Annotated in this window: 15 protein-coding genes; 8 read left to right on the forward strand and 7 right to left on the reverse strand. The window is 59.5% G+C overall.

Translation table 11 applies throughout. The features are described from left to right. Nucleotide 1 precedes the first annotated feature (1 nt). Nucleotides 2-775: an ABC transporter permease gene (locus NW827_RS09600; RefSeq protein ID WP_414403928.1), complete on the reverse strand. Its 774-nt coding sequence runs from the start codon at nucleotides 773-775 to the stop codon at nucleotides 2-4. Between the two features lie 62 nt (nucleotides 776-837). On the opposite strand from NW827_RS09600, the gene purS reads away from it, so the two are divergent. Next, nucleotides 838-1,089 carry a phosphoribosylformylglycinamidine synthase subunit PurS gene (gene purS / locus NW827_RS09605; RefSeq protein WP_414360356.1) on the forward strand — a complete coding sequence of 84 codons (252 nt, stop codon included), beginning with the start codon at nucleotides 838-840 and terminating at the stop codon, nucleotides 1,087-1,089. A 79-nt stretch (nucleotides 1,090-1,168) separates the two neighbouring features. After that, a complete protein-coding gene (gene purQ, locus NW827_RS09610) occupies nucleotides 1,169-1,846 on the forward strand; it encodes a phosphoribosylformylglycinamidine synthase subunit PurQ (RefSeq protein ID WP_414360359.1) in 678 nt (225 codons plus the stop codon). On the opposite strand, the gene NW827_RS09615 is transcribed toward purQ, so the two are convergent. From NW827_RS09615 to psbB, 3 genes are all read right to left on the reverse strand, one after another. Continuing rightward, entirely contained in the window at nucleotides 1,847-2,254 is a 408-nt protein-coding gene (locus tag NW827_RS09615) for a response regulator (protein WP_414360361.1), read from the reverse strand. 146 nt (nucleotides 2,255-2,400) lie between these two features. Beyond that, nucleotides 2,401-2,499, reverse strand: coding sequence for a photosystem II reaction center protein T (locus tag NW827_RS09620; protein ID WP_414360364.1), 99 nt, complete (start codon nucleotides 2,497-2,499; stop codon nucleotides 2,401-2,403). A 95-nt stretch (nucleotides 2,500-2,594) separates the two neighbouring features. Further along, on the reverse strand, nucleotides 2,595-4,127 hold the full coding sequence (psbB, locus tag NW827_RS09625) for a photosystem II chlorophyll-binding protein CP47 (RefSeq protein ID WP_414360366.1): 1,533 nt from the start codon (nucleotides 4,125-4,127) through the stop codon (nucleotides 2,595-2,597). A 353-nt stretch (nucleotides 4,128-4,480) separates the two neighbouring features. Here psbB and NW827_RS09630 point away from each other — a divergent pair, with 353 nt between their 5' ends. From NW827_RS09630 to NW827_RS09640, 3 genes are all read left to right on the forward strand, one after another. Further along, nucleotides 4,481-4,777 carry a 2Fe-2S iron-sulfur cluster-binding protein gene (locus NW827_RS09630; protein ID WP_414403931.1) on the forward strand — a complete coding sequence of 99 codons (297 nt, stop codon included), beginning with the start codon at nucleotides 4,481-4,483 and terminating at the stop codon, nucleotides 4,775-4,777. A 78-nt stretch (nucleotides 4,778-4,855) separates the two neighbouring features. Next, nucleotides 4,856-4,963, forward strand: coding sequence for a photosystem II reaction center protein PsbM (psbM, locus tag NW827_RS09635; protein ID WP_414403932.1), 108 nt, complete (start codon nucleotides 4,856-4,858; stop codon nucleotides 4,961-4,963). Nucleotides 4,964-5,236: 273 nt separating this feature from the next. After that, a complete protein-coding gene (locus NW827_RS09640) occupies nucleotides 5,237-7,072 on the forward strand; it encodes an NAD(P)H-quinone oxidoreductase subunit F (protein WP_414403933.1) in 1,836 nt (611 codons plus the stop codon). Between the two features lie 3 nt (nucleotides 7,073-7,075). Here the strand turns inward: NW827_RS09640 and metH are convergent, their stop codons facing one another. Then, on the reverse strand, nucleotides 7,076-10,726 hold the full coding sequence (metH, locus tag NW827_RS09645; protein ID WP_414403934.1) for a methionine synthase: 3,651 nt from the start codon (nucleotides 10,724-10,726) through the stop codon (nucleotides 7,076-7,078). Between the two features lie 591 nt (nucleotides 10,727-11,317). On the opposite strand from metH, the gene rpoD reads away from it, so the two are divergent. After that, nucleotides 11,318-12,523, forward strand: a complete 1,206-nt coding sequence (gene rpoD / locus NW827_RS09650; RefSeq protein ID WP_414503625.1) for an RNA polymerase sigma factor RpoD — start codon at nucleotides 11,318-11,320, stop codon at nucleotides 12,521-12,523. A 64-nt stretch (nucleotides 12,524-12,587) separates the two neighbouring features. Continuing rightward, nucleotides 12,588-13,361 (forward strand): adenosylcobinamide-GDP ribazoletransferase, encoded by a 774-nt coding sequence (gene cobS, locus NW827_RS09655; protein ID WP_414360381.1) that lies wholly within the window; start codon nucleotides 12,588-12,590, stop codon nucleotides 13,359-13,361. A gap of 31 nt (nucleotides 13,362-13,392) precedes the next feature. On the opposite strand, the gene NW827_RS09660 is transcribed toward cobS, so the two are convergent. Both NW827_RS09660 and NW827_RS09665 read right to left on the reverse strand, forming a co-directional pair. Further along, nucleotides 13,393-14,325: a bifunctional riboflavin kinase/FAD synthetase gene (locus tag NW827_RS09660; protein ID WP_414403935.1), complete on the reverse strand. Its 933-nt coding sequence runs from the start codon at nucleotides 14,323-14,325 to the stop codon at nucleotides 13,393-13,395. Nucleotides 14,326-14,345: 20 nt separating this feature from the next. Continuing rightward, nucleotides 14,346-14,831: a CGLD27 family protein gene (locus NW827_RS09665; RefSeq protein ID WP_414503626.1), complete on the reverse strand. Its 486-nt coding sequence runs from the start codon at nucleotides 14,829-14,831 to the stop codon at nucleotides 14,346-14,348. 132 nt (nucleotides 14,832-14,963) lie between these two features. On the opposite strand from NW827_RS09665, the gene NW827_RS09670 reads away from it, so the two are divergent. Continuing rightward, the coding region (locus NW827_RS09670; RefSeq protein WP_414503627.1) for an FHA domain-containing protein at nucleotides 14,964-15,968 on the forward strand (1,005 nt) is incomplete at its 3' end.

Raw genomic sequence — 15,968 nt, forward strand, 5'->3', positions numbered from 1 at the left:
ATTAGAACTCACGCCGGGCAAACACCACCACCGTCAAAATGAGCAGCAAGACGGTGTAGATCAGGCTGTAGAGCGCATCACCAAGGAGCTGGGTGGGCGGGGGGATTTGGCCGTAGACGGCGGCATCCCTTAGATTGAGGCGCTCCAGATCGGGCAAGACCAAGTAAATGACCTCAAACACCTTGCCAAAACCTGCCTCTTCCACCAGCTTGCTTAACTGCAGCAGGGCGCGGCTGGCGTGGCCCATGATGAACAGGGCAATTGTGTAGAGGGTGGCCAAAATCGGAGAGGTAAAAACTCCAAACAGCAGCGCTGCCGCCACAATCAGCACCAGTTCCAGAAAGGTGAAGACGGTTGCCCAGAGAACCGCCCAGGGGGAAATGGGGGCCTGCACCACCAGCAGGCTCAGCAAAAAGATGGCCGTCATCATTACTAGCAGCACCGACAGCAGCACCGACAGACCCAGGTGCTTGCCGACGATGAACTCCGCCCGGCTCATAGGCTTGGCAATCAGCACATAGACCGTGCGCCTTTCGATTTCTTTGTGAACCATTCCCGTGCCAACGAAAATAGCCACCACCAGCGCCAGAAAGTGAATGGCAGCTAGGCCCAAATCGGCAATGATTTTGTGGTGGGCTTGGTTGGCTACCTGGGGGATGAAAACGATGGCCCCCAGCATGGCCACCGCAAACACCATCACCAGATAGAGAATGCGATCCCGAATCGTTTCCCGGAAAGCGTTGTGGGCAATGGCCAGCACTCGCGCCACATCCATAGACTTAGCCCGAAGGCAGGGACAATCAACTGTACACTTGTAGCAAATCCAGCCCTTATTCTATGCAGTTCCAGGCCCAGATCCAGATTCACCTCCGCCCCTCGGTCCTTGATCCTGCCGGGGCTGCTCTCCAGGCTAGCTTGCACCAGTTGGGGCACACCCAGGTGCAGGGGGTGCGCATTGGCAAACACATCCAACTGCGGCTAGAGGCCCCTGACGCCGAGAGTGCCCGAGAGCAGGTGCACCAGCTGTGCCATCAACTGCTGGTCAATCCGGTAATCGAGACCTATCAAATCCAAATAGATCCTGTTTGAGAGGTCCAGCCTCTTCTGGAGGAGCTCTCTAGCGTTGCTCTCACCACCTTTTTGTCTCTTCTGCCAGCAAGGGATCCCCATGACCAAGGTAAGGTTTGGCATTGTCGTTTTCCCCGGCTCCAATTGCGACCGAGATGTAGCTTGGGTAACCCGCGGCCTCTTGGGCTGTCCGACGCGACTCATCTGGCATCGGGAAGCCGATTTGTCAGGGCTGGATGTGGTGGTGCTGCCAGGGGGCTTCAGCTACGGGGATTATCTACGAGCCGGGGCGCTGGCCCGTTTTGCGCCAGTGATGGGATCCCTGGCCGAGCACGTAGCTCGGGGGGGCTATGTCCTGGGCATTTGCAACGGCTTTCAGATCTTGACGGAGGCGCGCCTGCTGCCGGGGGCGCTGGTGCGCAACGCCAACCTGCACTTTATCTGCGACCGGGTAGGGATCCGCGTGGAGCGGCAAGATCTGGCCTGGACAAGGGCTTACCCCTGCGGAGCCACCCTAACCTTGCCCATTGCCCATGGAGAAGGCCGCTACGTTTGCGATGGCGATACCCTGAAGCAGCTGCAAGACCGGGGCCAGATTGTCTTCCGCTACCATCCCATCGCCCCCAACGGCTCGGTGGACAACATCGCCGGTATCTGCGACCCCAGCGGCCGCATCCTTGGCCTGATGCCCCACCCGGAGCGAGCAGCAGATCCCGATTTGCCAGGGCGGGACGGGATCCCTTTTTGGCAGTCCATCGTAACCAGTCTTGCCAGTTGACTAGGACTGCTGGGCCTGAGCCAACACCTGGCGCACTTGGTTGACCATCTCCTCGTGATCCACCACTGGCTTAGCAATATAGCCATCCGCTCCGCTCTGGGCCAAAAAGGCCTCGCGGTCGCCGCGCATGGCATGGGCCGTTACCAAGAGGATGGGGATGGAGCTTGTTCGGGGATCCCCCTTCAACAGTTGGGCAATGCGGATCCCATCCACTGCCTCGCCACGAAAGGTGCTCTGGGAGAGGGAGACATCCAGCAAGATGACGTCTACTTCCCGGGCTTGGGCCAGCTGCAGGATCTGCTCTACGTCCTGGCTGTGAAGAACCTCAAACCCGCCCCGCCGCCGCAGCACCTTCTCGAAAACACGGGCATTGGCTGGATCATCCTCCACCAGCAGCACCTTCGCCATTTTGGATCCCAGCTTGCACCACCCCAAACGAAGTGTAGCAATCCCCCGCTCCCTGTCGAGGCAACTGCCCTCGCCCAGGGATTTGAGCGGCCCCCTCCCCTACCCTTAGACCCTAGGGAAAAGCTGGAGAAATCCCTCCAGCAGGTTTACTTCTTAGGGATCTTGGGGGTCTCTCGGAAAGCAACAGCAAAAAACAGAAGGCCTAACGTCAAAAACAGGATAGCAGTGTAGGTGATAGTCTCCATACAGCCTCCAAGCGACTTTCTCCCTACTCTTTTGGAGCCGCCAGCACCCCCTCCCCAAAGGGAAGCAGAGTGCTGGCGGCTACGTTGGGAAAGCTTTAGGCTTCTTGCACTTTGCGAGTGGTGGGATCCCCCACTTTTTGGAAGACGCCGAATTCCACCATCTCCTCGCTCATGTTCGGGTCAATACCAGCGAACACATCCCGGAAGAGGGTGCGGGCACCGTGCCAGATGTGGCCGAAGAAAAACAGCAGGGCAAAAACTGCATGGGCAAAGGTAAACCACCCGCGGGGACTGGTGTGGAAGGTGCCGTCGGCCTTAGGCGTTTCTCGGTCAAACTCAAAGAGCTGACCCAACTGGGCCATACGGGCGTACTTCTTAACCGTTGGCGGGTCGGTAAACACCTGGCCATCCAGCTTGCCGCCGTAGAACTCCACAGTTACGCCCACCTGCTCAAAGCTGTAGCGCGATTCGGCCTGGCGGAAGGGAATGTCGGCCCGCACCACACCATCGGCATCTCGCAGGATTACAGGGAAAGTCTCGAAGAAGGTGGGCATGCGCTGCACAGTCAGCTCCCGCCCCTCGCGATCCCGGAACACTGGATGGCCTAGCCACGCAATGGCAATGCCATCCCCTTTGTTCATGGGGCCAGCCCGGAACAGGCCACCCTTGGCTGGGTTGTTGCCTATGTAGTCATAGAAAAGCAGCGACTTAGGCAGAGAGTTGTAGGCCTCGCTAAGGGTCATCCCAGCTTCCACGGCGGCATTGACGCGCCGGTTAATTTCCTGGTTGAAGTAGCCGGAATCCCATTGGTAGCGGGTGGGGCCAAACAACTCGACAGGAGTGGTGGCACTGCCGTACCACATGGTCCCCGCCACTACAAAGCCAGCAAAGAATACCGCTGCCAGCGAGCTGGAGAGCACGCTCTCAATGTTCCCCATGCGCAGAGCCTTGTAGAGGCGTTGGGGTGGGCGTACTGTAATGTGGAACAGACCGGCAATAATGCCCACGATCCCTGCGGCAATGTGGTGGGCTACTACCCCGCCAGCGTTGTAGGGGTTAAACCCTGCCGGCCCCCACTCCGGCGCCACCGGCTGCACATGCCCTGTTGTGGCATAGGGGTCGCTTACCCACATTCCTGGGCCAAAGACCCCCGTCAAGTGAAACGCGCCAAAGCCAAAGCAGAGGATCCCGGCCAAGAGCAGGTGGATCCCAAAAATTTTTGGCAAGTCCAGAGCTGGCTCGCCGGTACGGGGATCCCGGAACAGCTCCAGATCCCAGTACACCCAGTGCCAGCAGGCAGCCAAAAAGAGTAACCCGGAAAGAACAATGTGGGCAGTGGCTACTCCCTCAAATGTCCAGAAGCCCGGGTTGGCAACGCTCTCGCCATAGATGTTCCATCCACCCCACGAGTTAACCACCCCCAGCCGCACCATAAACGGCATGACGAACATGCCCTGACGCCACATTGGATTCAGGACCGGATCTGAGGGGTCGAAGATGGCCGTCTCGTACAGCGCCATCGAGCCCGCCCAGCCCGCTACCAGGGCAGTGTGCATTAGGTGTACCGCAATTAGGCGGCCTGGATCATTCAGTACAACAGTGTGGACCCGATACCACGGTAGTCCCATAAAACTTGCTCCTCCACGTTTTCAACACCTGGGCGATATCCCGTCCAAAAACGAAGTCAACTCTCCAGCTGGGTCCTGACCTGAGCAGTCCCTTGCACTTTGAGGGGTGCCATGCCCAACTCTCCTAGGGGCGCACCCACTGAGAGTATCACTTGCGGAGTTTCCCTCCTGGAGTCTAACAGTATAGAACGCAACCAACCTGAGGGGCCTCAGGCAGGATGCCCCTTTATTTGGCACCATCTTCGCCGATCTCTCGCCAAAGATTAAAAACTTGACTTAAGATGTAACAATACTTAGCAACATCGCTCCGCCTCGGTTAACCTGAGGAAGGCGTTGGGGTTTTTGGCAAGGCTATGGCAACGATCCGCTTTGTTAACGAGAACCGGGAGATTGTCGTCGCGGAAGGGTCGAACCTCCGCCTGAAGGCGCTGGAGAACCAGATCGACCTCTATAAGATGGTGGCCAAGCTGCTTAACTGCGGCGGCAACGGCCAGTGTGGCACCTGTGTGGTGGAGATTGTCGAGGGGGCGGAAAACCTCTCGCCCCGGACAGAGGCAGAAAAGCGCAAGCTCAAGCGCAAACCCGAGACCTATCGCCTTGCCTGCCAGACGAAGGTCTTGGGGAACGTTGCAGTAAAGACCAAGCCCTAGAGCCAGCTGGCCCCCTTGGGCAGGGCGTACCGGAGGATGGTATGCTAGCTGCCAGTTGGGTTTGCAGCGTGGGCAGCGATGGAGACAAACTACCTAGGTCTCTTGGCCACTATTTTGCTCATTTTGGTACCTTCCATCTTCCTGGTGATCCTGTACGTACAGACTTCTAGCAAGTCGGAAAACTAATCAGGCAAGCTTTGGCCACCTGGCTGGGGTAGCCGAGGCTAGGTAAGCTTGGCCTACTAAGCCCCCAAAAAGCTACTTGACAACAACCGACTAGGAAAGGTCCTCAAAGGCAGAGGCAGGGAGTTTTCTAAGCTCATTGGAAGTCTTTTTCTATCGAGTTCATCGGTAAGCTTAATTTTCATCCCTCCTAGTTTGCCGCTAGGATGCTTTTAAAGATTTGGCAAAGCCCAGCCAACCCTGGGTTGAGGCAAGGTCCCTACTGGAAGGAGGGCTATGAGTTTGGACGGGCTGGTCACAACTGCATGGTTAATTCCCCTTTATGGGTTGTTGGGGTGGTCAGGAGCACTAATTTGGTCCCCCGGGATTACCCGCCGTACGGGGCCGCGTCCAGCAGGGTATCTCAACGCGCTGCTGACGCTGGTGGCCTTCCTGCACAGTGTGGGAGCCCTCGTGGCGATTTGGGATCAGCCGGCCCAGGTGATTCGGCTGCCCTGGCTGAAGGTGGGGGATCTGGTGTTGGAGCTCCCCCTACAGGTGTCGTCGGTAACGCTGGGGGCTTGCGTAGTAGTGACAGGGCTAAACCTGGCGGCTCAGATTTATGCCTTTGGATACCTGGAAATGGACTGGGGCTGGGCGCGGTTTTTCTCCTTGCTGGGTTTTTTTGAAGGGGGGATGTGCGCCCTGGCCCTCTGTGACTCCCTATTCTTTAGCTACGTCCTTCTGGAGATTTTAACCCTGGCTACTTACCTGTTGGTGGGCTTTTGGTATAACCAACCGCTAGTGGTGACGGGGGCTCGGGATGCTTTTTTAACTAAGCGCATCGGCGACCTGCTGCTTTTGATGGGGGTGATTGCCCTCTACCCCCTGACAGGCTCCTGGGAGTTTAAGGACTTAACAGCTTGGGCAGAGGCGGTGAAAGCAGGAGCTGTTCCTGTGGATCCGACCCTGATTACCCTAGTGGGGCTGGGGCTGCTGGCTGGCCCTGTGGGCAAATGCGCCCAGTTCCCTTTGCACCTATGGCTGGATGAGGCGATGGAGGGGCCGATCCCAGCCTCAATCTTGCGCAATGCAGTGGTGGTGGGCACGGGAGCTTGGGTGTTGATTCGCTTGCAACCCCTCTATGAGCTTTCTCCAACGGTGTTGCAAGTGATGCTAGCAATCGGCGGGCTAACAGCGGTAGGCGGAGCCTTCGTGGCGCTGGCCCAAATTGACGCTAAGCGAGCCTTGTCCTACCTGGTGAGCGCCTACATGGGCCTAGTCTTTGTAGCAGTGGGCACTGGCCATATCCAGCAAGCCTATGAGCTGCTGCTAACCTATGCGCCAGCAATGGCCTTGCTGGTGATGGGGCTGGGTATGGTGATCTGGAACAGCATTACCCAAGATCTGCGCTACCTGGGAGGCCTGTGGTCGCGGCGGCCCATTTCTGGTCTGTGCTTTTTGACAGGGATGGCCGGTATGGTGGCCCTGCCGCCTTTTGGCTGCTTCTGGGTGTTGACAGATCTGTGGCAGCAGTTGGCCCAAGCGGGGCAAGCCCTGTGGGCAGCAGTAGTGCTGGTTACCAACGCGGTGACAGCGCTGGGCCTAACCCGGGTATTTGGCCTGGTTTGGGGGGGAAAGCCGCAGCAGATGAGCGAGCGTTCCCCGGAGGTGCACTGGCCGATGATGTTGCCCAGCACGGTCACCATGGGAGTGACCCTCCACATCCCGATGATCCTCGCGGCTCTGGATCTCATCCCTACCCTAGAAGGGATCCCCGTGGGAGTAATGACAGGATCCAGCTTGGTGGGCATCACCTTAGGCGCTTGGCTGTACCTACCGCGGGAGCGGCAGCCAGTGAACTGGGCTTTCTTGGCCGATTGGCAGGATTTGTTGGCCAACGATTTCTACACCCCCAAGCTCTACCGCGCCAGCGTGGTGTTTGTGGTGGGCCTCATCTCTAATGTCACGGCTCTCTTCGATCGCTACGTAGTAGACGGCTTGGTGAACTTGACCAGCTTGGCCGTGCTGGCGGGCGGACAAGTCTTGAAATACACCACTTCCGGTCAGTTGCAGGCGTATGTGCTGACCATTGTGGTGGGGGTGGCGCTGCTGAGTTGGCTGGTTCTCTAGGGCCTAGGTACTGAAGTAGCGGGCTGCCGGGTGGTAGGCGACGATGGCGGTGGTGGACTGCTCGGGATCCAACTGCTCGCTTTCGTCCATCCTTAGGCCAATGCGCTCAGCCTGGAGCAGCTGCAACAAAACCCGTTGGTCGGCGAGGTTGGGGCAGGCAGGATAGCCGAAGCTGTAGCGAGAGCCGCGGTAGCCTTGACGGAGGATCTGGCGAATGTCAGGGCTGTCCTCGTGGCCGAACCCTAGCTCCCGTCGGATACGGGCGTGGCACCACTCTGCCAAGGCTTCTGCCAGGGTGACGGTCAGGCCGTGGAAGTAGAGGTAGTCCGTATACTGGCCTTCAGCAAAAAGGCGCTGGGCGTGGGCCGTGGCCTCTGGTCCTAGGGTAACTGCCTGCATGGGGAAAACATCCACCAGACCGGTGGAGCAATCGGCGAAGAAGTCGGCAATGCAGAGGCGCTGGCCGCCCTTTTGGCGGGGGAAGGTGAAGCGGGCCAGCTCCCGTACCTGGGGAGAAAGCTGGGGGCGCTCGACGGTTGGCAGTTGGAAGTAGGTGGTAGAGTCGGTCTCTAGGGCAAACAGCTCGGGGAAGCTGGCCGGGTCGAAGAGGATTAACGTATTCCCTTGCGCCTGCGCCGGGAAGTAGCCATAGACCACCTGTGGGTGCAGCAGGTCTTCGCTTAGGATCCGCTCCTTCCAACGCTCGATCACCGGCTCCACCTGGGTAGCAAGAAACTGGGCAAATTCCTCAGCTGACTGGTCGCGCGGCTTGCGGATCTGCCACTGACCGGCCACCAGGGCCTGCTTGTCGATATAGAAGAAGACCTCTGGCCAAGGGATCTGGTCGGAGGCAAGAACTTTGGATCCCCAGAAAGGCGGGATGGGCCGCTCGGTATCGAGAGTAACCGCTTCGGAGCGACGGGTGTCTGCCCCGCCATCGCCAGCTGAGACCGCAAGGGCAGGAGCAGCGCCCACAGGGGTCTCCTGGGGAGGTGGGGTGGGATCCATTTCCTCTGGGGCAGGAGCAGCCCCTTTCTGGCCGTCGACTGGCTGCTCCAAGTTATCCAGAAAACCCAGCCGGTCATCCCAGCGCCCGGCCGCCTTAGCCTGCATCAGCCGATCCATAAAGTGCAAGTCGGTAAAGGCATCGCGGCCATAGATGACCTGGCCCTTGTAGGTTTGGCGGCAGTCTTCTTCCACAAAGCGGCGGGTGAGGGCAGCTCCCCCCAAAATGACAGGCACAGTGATGCCCCGCTCGTTAAAAACTTCCAGGTTTTCTTTCATGAACGCAGTTGATTTGACCAAGAGGCCGCTCATGGCAATGCAGTCAGGCTTGTACTTTTCATAGGCCTCGATGATGTTTTCCACTGGCTGCTTGATGCCCAGGTTAATCACCCTGTAGCCGTTGTTGGTGAGGATGATGTCCACTAGGTTTTTGCCGATATCGTGGACATCCCCCTTGACAGTGGCAATCAAAAGGGTACCCTTGCACACCTCCCCGCCCACCTTTTCCATGAAGGGCTCTAGGTATTTCACCGCCGCCTTCATGGTTTCTGCCGACTGCAGCACAAAAGGCAGTTGCATTTTGCCGGCGCCAAAAAGCTCCCCCACCTCCTTCATGCCGTCGAGCAGGAAGGTGTTGATGATTTCCAGCGGGGAGTACTTCTGCAGCGCCTCTGCCAGCGTTTCCTCCAGGCCCATGCGCTCCCCGTCGATGATGTGCCGCCGCAGGCGCTCTTCCAGCGGCAGCTTGGCCAGGGATCCGGCAGCGTGCAGCTCCTGGCTAGAGACCCCTGCAAACAGCTCCGTCAGCCGCGCCAGGGGATCGTAGGTGCAGAGGCCCTCAGCGTCAAACTGCCGCCGATCCCAAATGAGATCCCGGCACACCTGCTGCTGTTCTTCCGGGATCTTGCTTAGGGGCAGGATCTTGGCGGCGCTGACGATGGCAGTGTCCAGCCCGGCCTGGCGGCACTCGTGTAAAAACACAGAGTTCAAGACCACGCGGGCTGCTGGCGAGAGCCCAAAGGAAATGTTGGAGATACCCAAGAGAATGTGGGCTTCGGGGAAAGCCTGGCGGATGCGGCGGATGGCCTCCAGGGTAGCTGCCCCGTTGGCCCGGTCCTCCTCCATCCCCGTGGAAATGGGCAAGGCCAGCGGGTCAAAGAAAATCTCGTAGGGCGGGATCCCGTACTCAAGCGCCTGGCGATAGGCCCGCTCGGCAATCTGAAACTTCTTCTCGGCGGTGCGGGCCATGCCCTCCTCGTCGATGGTGCCGATAACTACACCGGCGCCGTAGGTCTTGGCCAGCTCCAACACCTTGAGAAAGCGCTCTTCCCCATCCTCGTAGTTGGTGGAGTTGAGCAGGCACTTGCCTCCGGCCACCTTGAGGCCGGCCTCCATCTTCTGCCAGTCGGTGGAATCCAACATCAGGGGAAGCGGGATCTGGGTCACCAGCCGCGAGACCAGCTCCCGCATATCCCGCACCCCATCCCGGCCTACGTAGTCCACGTTCACGTCGAGGATGTGGGCTCCCTCCCGCACCTGCTCACGGGCTATGGCCACTAAGCCCTCCCAATCTTCGGCGGTGAGCAACTCCCGCACCTTCTTGGAGCCGCTGGCATTGAGGCGCTCGCCGATGATTAAAAACGAGTTGTCCTGGAGGTAGGGCTGGGGGGAGTAGATCGAGGCGGCAGCCGGGAGGCGCTCAACGGCACGGCGTTTGGGCCGCAACCCCTGTACGGCTGTCACCAGGGCGGCAATGTGCTCTGGGCGGGTGCCGCAGCAGCCCCCCACCACCGCCACCCCCAGATCCCGCACAAAGTGCTCCAGGTGGAAGCGCAGCTGCTCCGGCGTTAGCTTGTAGTGGGCCTTGCCGCCGATGTTTTCCGGCAGGCCAGCGTTGGGGATGCAGGAGATGGGAAAGGGGGAATGGCGGGAGAGGTAGCGGATGTGCTCGGCCATTTTGTCCGGCCCGGTGGCGCAGTTGAGGCCCAGCACATCGATGGGGTAGGGCTCCAGGATGGCCAGCGCTGCCCCAATCTCGGTGCCCACCAACATCGTCCCCTGCACCTCAAAGGTCAGGGACACCACCACCGGCAGGCGGATCCCGCGCCGGGCAAACTCCTGACCCGCGGCCACCAGCGCCGCCTTGGTCTGCAGAATGTCTTGACAGGTCTCGATGATGAGCAGATCCACCCCGCCGTCGAGGAGCCCCCGCACCTGCTCCTTGTAGGCAGCCCGCATTTCGTCAAAGCTGATGTGCCCCAGGGTGGGCAGCTTGGTGGTGGGGCCAATGGAGCCGGCCACAAAGCGAGGCTTTTCCGGCGTCGAGAACTCGGTGGCTACCCGCTTGGCCAGCCGCGCTGCCGCCACGTTGAGCTCGTAGGCTTTTTCCGGGATCCCGTACTCGGCCAAGACAATCGAGGTGGCGCCAAAGGTATTGGTTTCGATGACGTCAGCCCCCACCTCTAGAAAGCTCCGGTGGACATGCTCCACCGCCTCCGGCTTGCTCAGCACCAGGATCTCGTTACAGCCCTCTAGCTCCGGCCCGCCAAAATCAGCTGCCGTCAGGTTCTGGGCCTGCAGGGAGGACCCCATCGCCCCGTCGAAGACAATCACGCGTTCCTGGAGGTGCTGTAGGAAGGGATGGGTCATAGGCCTCACGGCTTAGCCAGGGATCAAGGTGGATTAAAGCCTGATTTAAGGTAGCATTGAGCCACTTCCCTGGACTAGCAGGGATCCCTTTGGAAGCGGCGGGACAAAGTTTAGATTTTCTTCACCTGCCCCGTTGCTGTTTCCCCAAGGGCGGGCTAATTTAGGGAAGACATTTTGGTGTGAACGGCTACAGTTGCCTGCAGGGACTGCCAGCAAGGTCTCTTGCCGGTTGCTGTAGAAGGCTCCTTCCTCTAGGCGTTGGGAGGGCTCTCGCCCTCTCAGGAAGTACCCTGCCCTGCGCCAGGAAGAGCAAAAGCACGCCTCCCCCATTTCGAGGCGGCCGCCTATTGAGGGAGTTTTGCGCCAGTTTCGTTAGACCCCATGAGCCCCAGCTGTTGCGAGCCTGACCCAAGCCCTCGGCTGTCTAGAAGCGGGCCAGCTTGCCTAGTGCAAGCGGGGCCTAGGGCTGCGGAACTCGACGCCCTTGACCTGGCGTCCTGGGCTGCAGAGGAGCGGGGATTTTTTGCCTTGGCGTCTAGAATCTCTTAGTCGCCTCCACTGGTCTGTGATTAGCGTCACGAGGAACTCAGCATGGTTCAAGCAAAGGAGTTGGTGAAGTCTGGTCAGACGGCTCTTCTCGACCCGGATCTGGAAAGCTCTGCTTCCATCCCTCTGGATGCAGACAATGGAGCAGATCCCCTCGAGTTTGAACTGGATGCCAGTGACCCTGAGGCTTTTGATGAGGAGGAGGGCGACGAAGAATCCCTCGAAGAAGAGGATGAAGCTATTGCTGCCAAGAGCCACGCAAGACGCAGATCGGCCAGCAAGAAAAAGCTCTACACCGACGACTCGGTTCGCGTCTATTTGCAAGAGATTGGGCGCATTCGCCTACTGCGGCCCGACGAAGAAATTGAGCTAGCGCGAAAAATTGCCGATCTGCTGGAGTTAGAGCGGGCCCGGGAAGCGGTTTTCGAGCGGATGGGCCTCTGGTCCAGCCCCGAGGAGGTGCCGGAAACCCTGTGGGCAGAGGAAGTCAAAATGTCCTTGCCAGAATTTCGGCGGCGCCTCCACCAGGGGCGGCGGGCTAAAGAAAAGATGGTGCAGTCCAACCTGCGGCTGGTAGTTTCCATTGCCAAAAAATACATGAACCGGGGCCTGTCCTTTCAGGACCTGATCCAAGAGGGATCCCTAGGCCTGATCCGGGCAGCCGAGAAGTTTGATCACGAAAAGGGCTACAAGTTTTCCACCTACGCCACCTGGTGGATCCGCCAGGCCATCACCCGCGCCATTGCTGATCAATCCCGCACCATTCGCCTGCCGGTCCACCTCTACGAGACCATCTCGCGCATCAAGAAGGTTACCAAGCAGCTTTCCCAGGAGTTGGGCCGCAAGCCTACCGAAGAGGAGATTGCCACTCGCATGGAAATCACCATCGAGAAGCTGCGCTTCATTGCGAAGTCGGCTCAGCTGCCTATTTCCTTGGAGACGCCTATTGGCAAAGAGGAGGACTCGCGGCTGGGAGACTTTATCGAGTCCGAGGGAGAAACTCCTGAGGAGCGGGTGGCCAAGATGTTATTGCGGGAAGATCTAGAAAGCGTCTTGGCAACCCTCACCCCTCGTGAGCGGGATGTGTTGAGGCTGCGCTATGGGCTGGATGATGGCCGCATGAAAACCCTGGAGGAGATTGGCCAAATCTTTAACGTCACCCGGGAGCGAATCCGGCAGATTGAGGCCAAGGCTCTGCGCAAGCTGCGCCATCCCAATCGCAACAGTGTATTGAGGGAGTACATCCGCTAGCTGGGTCTAGTGGAACTGCTTTCCCGAAAATCCTCGGAGGCTAAACTTCACTAAGGACAAGCCAGTGCGGCGCTTCTGGGCAGCTCTCCTTTTCTACACCGCCTTGCCCCTGGGACAGACAGGGGAGCTTCAGTTTGAGGGCATTGCCGCCTGGCTGCCGGCGGTGGGTTTGCTCCTGGGTGGGATCCTCTTGTTGGCCTCCCTCCTGCTCCAGGTGTTTCCGCCTGGGGTACGGGCAGCTTTACTGGTAGCGCTGTGGGTGGTGCTAACCGGGGGGCTGCACTTAGATGGGGTGGCTGATACCGCCGATGGCTTGGCGGTCAATATCCACAAAAGCTCGGCCAACCCAGAGCAGTTCACCCGCAATGCCCACCGCCTACAGGTAATGAGCGACAGCCACACAGGAGCCTACGGAGTGCTGGCTCTGGGGCTGGTGCTGCTCCTGAAGTTTGCTGCCCTAAGCAGCCTGCAAGTCTGGCCCCTCCTACTCGTGGTGCCAGCCTGGGGTCGCTGGGGCCAGTTACTGGCCATCGCTTTCTACCCCTATTTGCGGGAGCAGGGATCCGCCCGCTTCCTTAAGGACTCCACCTCTTGGCCGCGATCCCTCTGGCCAGGCACCCTCCTCCTCTTGGTTACTACGGCAGCTCTGGGGGGAACTGGGATCTTGGCCTGGCGGCCCCTCCTCCTCTGGACCCTGGGCTCTGCTCTGGGAGCCCTGGCGGTGGGCCATTGGCTCTACCGCCAATTGGGGGGACACACGGGGGATACCTACGGGGCCACCGTGGAGTGGTCGGAGACAATAGCCCTGCTGTGGGGATCCCTGCTCCCGCCCTCCTAGTCCCCCTTTCTTTGGGGCCGGGGGGAAGGCCTTAGAGCAGACCCACCTGCTCAGCCAAGCCCAATTGTTGGCGGGCCACTTGGCAATCCTGCTGGATTTGGTGGATCAAGTCCGCCACACTGGGGAAGCGCTGCTCTGGACGGATAAAGCCCCGCAGCGCCACCCGCACCTCCTGCCCGTAGAGATCGCCCGTCCAATTCAACAGGTGCACCTCAACCGTGTGCCGCCACCCCCCAAAGGTGGGACGATAGCCAATGTTCATCACTCCCGGCAGGTCTCCTGCGGCAGCGGGCACCTTCACCCAAACGCTGTACACGCCGTTGCGGGGCAAGAACTTCTCGGGTGGCAAGCGCAGATTGGCGGTGGGAAAACCCAGCTCTCGCCCCCGGCGATCCCCTGGCACCACCTCTCCAATGAGCTGATAGGGGCGACCCAAGAGTTCTGCGGCGACTGCCACTTCCCCTGTAGCCAGGGCAGCACGAATGCGGGAGCTGCTTACCCGCTCCCCGTTGAGTTGCACCTCCGGGATCACCTCTACTGGAATACAGCACTTGGATCCCCAGGCCTGCAGGGTTTGGGCGTTGCCGGCGCGGCGGTGGCCAAAGCAAAAGTCCCAGCCCACGCTGAGGTGGCGAACGTGCAACCCTTGTTCAAGAATTGTCTGGATGAAGTCGGCGGGAGTCTGGCGAGCCAAGGCAGGGGTGAAGGGAAGCAACACCACCTGCTCAAAGCCCAGCTGGGCCAATAGAGCCAGCTTCTCCGCCGGCGGCGTGAGCAGTAGGTGCTTTCGGCCTGTCAGCACCTCTTGGGGGTGAGGATGAAAGGTAAGGACGGTGCGCACCCCCCGTCGGGACGCTCGAATTGGCTGCAGTACCCTTTGATGGCCCAGGTGCAAGCCATCGAAGTTCCCAATAGCAACGGCCGTGGGCCGCAAGGTTTGAGCCAAATCAGAAGTTACATGCACCGGGCTCCCCCTGGCTCTTCCTACCAGAGTGGCCAAAGCAAGGCCGCCAGTCCACTTAGCCCAACCACACTCCACAAGCTGCGTCGTAGGCGCTGCAGCACCGGCTCAATTTGATAGTGGACGATTAGCCGGTGCTGAGCTAGCTCCTCTTCCGATTTGACGTACATTGCCCCGTCGTACCAGCCGCTTTCTTCGTAAGGGATCCGCGCCTGCGCCAAGCGCCGCCGCACGTACGCCCAGCCCAAGTAGAGGTGGAGCAGCAGTAGGCCCAGCAAGGCATTAGCTCCCAGCACCCCTGCCAAGGTGAAGTGGCTCCAATCGCCTGCAAAGCTGCCCCAAACCAGGGGCCCAACCCCTACTGCCAGCGCTCCCCACACTGCTAGGAGCCGCTGCAAGTAAGGGATCCAGGCCAGGGTTGGCCAACGAAAAAGAACAGCTTCCCTCAGCTCGGCATATTGCCGCAGGGGCTGCTGCTCAGCAGGAATGGGATGGGAAGGAGCCGCCATAGGGCCTTAACGTATCTACACAACATGATACTCCTCGGCCTGAGGCCCGCCAAGCCCAGCCTGGCTGCGGTTTAGCCGCAGGGGAAAGGAGTATCGTATTAGAGTGTGGTTGCCTTTCTTGCCTCTCCTACCATGAGCCTCCCAGGCGAACCTGCTGCTACCTCTGCTCCCTATGTGATCCTAAGAGAGCCAGACGGCAGTCAGAGGAAGTACATCCTTGCCGGAGCCACAGCTTGGACGCTGGGGCGCGATGAAGGCAACGCCATTGTCCTTAACGATCCCAGTGTCTCCCGCCAGCATGCCCTGCTGCAGTACTTAGATGACCACAGCATTTATCTCATCGATCTGGGCAGCCGCAATGGCTCGTTTGTCAACAATCGCCGCATCAGCATTCCCACGCTGCTGCAAGACGGGGATCGCCTGACCCTGGGCCAATCCCAGCTTGAGTTTCACAGCGGATCCCTGGCCAGCCCAGAACCCGGCACTGCTGGCAAGCCCTCCGACACCCTGGTGCTGCAGACCCGCTGGCTAATTTCGGTGGCCGTAGTTGACGTGCGCGGTTACGGACAACTAACCCAGCAACTGGACGAGCGGCTACTTTCCCAGGTGATGGGCGAGTGGTTCCGGCAGGGCGGCGACATCATCCAGCAGCATGGAGGTAGCGTCGATAAATACATTGGCGACGCCATCATGGCTGTCTGGTTCCATGCACCCCATGCGGATCCCTTGCCAGCTGACCAGGTGGAGCTCAAGCTCGACGTGAAGTCGGTCTTGCAGGCCCTGGTGAAGCTGTTCCAGATGACCGAACAACTGAACAGCGAGTTCCCCCTGCCCTCTCCCCTGCGTCTGGGAGCAGGGGTCAACACCGGCCCAGCCATCGTGCGCCAGGTAGGCAACACCAGTCGCCAGGAGTACACGGCTTTGGGCGATACCGTCAACCTGGCCTTTCGTCTGGAAAGTGCCACCCGCACCCTCAACACTGACCTGGCCATCAGCCAGAACACTTATGCCTACTTGACCCAACAGCTGGCTCAGGTGGCCACTTGCTTTTCCCAGGAGGTAGTGGAGCTAAAAGGGTATGCCCACCCGCATCAGGTGTACTGCTGTGATGTCCGCTCTCTGCAAGCGCTTCTTGCT

The organism is Synechococcus sp. H70.1, from assembly GCF_047502705.1.
Lineage (GTDB): Bacteria > Cyanobacteriota > Cyanobacteriia > Thermostichales > Thermostichaceae > Thermostichus.

Bases quoted from the DNA above. Each gene is read 5' to 3' on its own strand.
- rpoD (WP_414503625.1), top strand. From the start codon at position 11,318: ATGGTTCAAGCAAAGGAGTTGGTGAAGTCTGGTCAGACGGCTCTTCTC.
- NW827_RS09640 (WP_414403933.1), top strand. From the start codon at position 5,237: ATGAGTTTGGACGGGCTGGTCACAACTGCATGGTTAATTCCCCTTTAT.
- metH (WP_414403934.1), bottom strand. From the start codon at position 10,726: ATGACCCATCCCTTCCTACAGCACCTCCAGGAACGCGTGATTGTCTTC.
- psbM (WP_414403932.1), top strand. From the start codon at position 4,856: ATGGAGACAAACTACCTAGGTCTCTTGGCCACTATTTTGCTCATTTTG.
- NW827_RS09615 (WP_414360361.1), bottom strand. From the start codon at position 2,254: ATGGCGAAGGTGCTGCTGGTGGAGGATGATCCAGCCAATGCCCGTGTT.
- NW827_RS09630 (WP_414403931.1), top strand. From the start codon at position 4,481: ATGGCAACGATCCGCTTTGTTAACGAGAACCGGGAGATTGTCGTCGCG.
- purQ (WP_414360359.1), top strand. From the start codon at position 1,169: ATGACCAAGGTAAGGTTTGGCATTGTCGTTTTCCCCGGCTCCAATTGC.
- NW827_RS09600 (WP_414403928.1), bottom strand. From the start codon at position 775: ATGGATGTGGCGCGAGTGCTGGCCATTGCCCACAACGCTTTCCGGGAA.
- NW827_RS09620 (WP_414360364.1), bottom strand. From the start codon at position 2,499: ATGGAGACTATCACCTACACTGCTATCCTGTTTTTGACGTTAGGCCTT.
- psbB (WP_414360366.1), bottom strand. From the start codon at position 4,127: ATGGGACTACCGTGGTATCGGGTCCACACTGTTGTACTGAATGATCCA.
- purS (WP_414360356.1), top strand. From the start codon at position 838: ATGCAGTTCCAGGCCCAGATCCAGATTCACCTCCGCCCCTCGGTCCTT.
- NW827_RS09665 (WP_414503626.1), bottom strand. From the start codon at position 14,831: ATGGCGGCTCCTTCCCATCCCATTCCTGCTGAGCAGCAGCCCCTGCGG.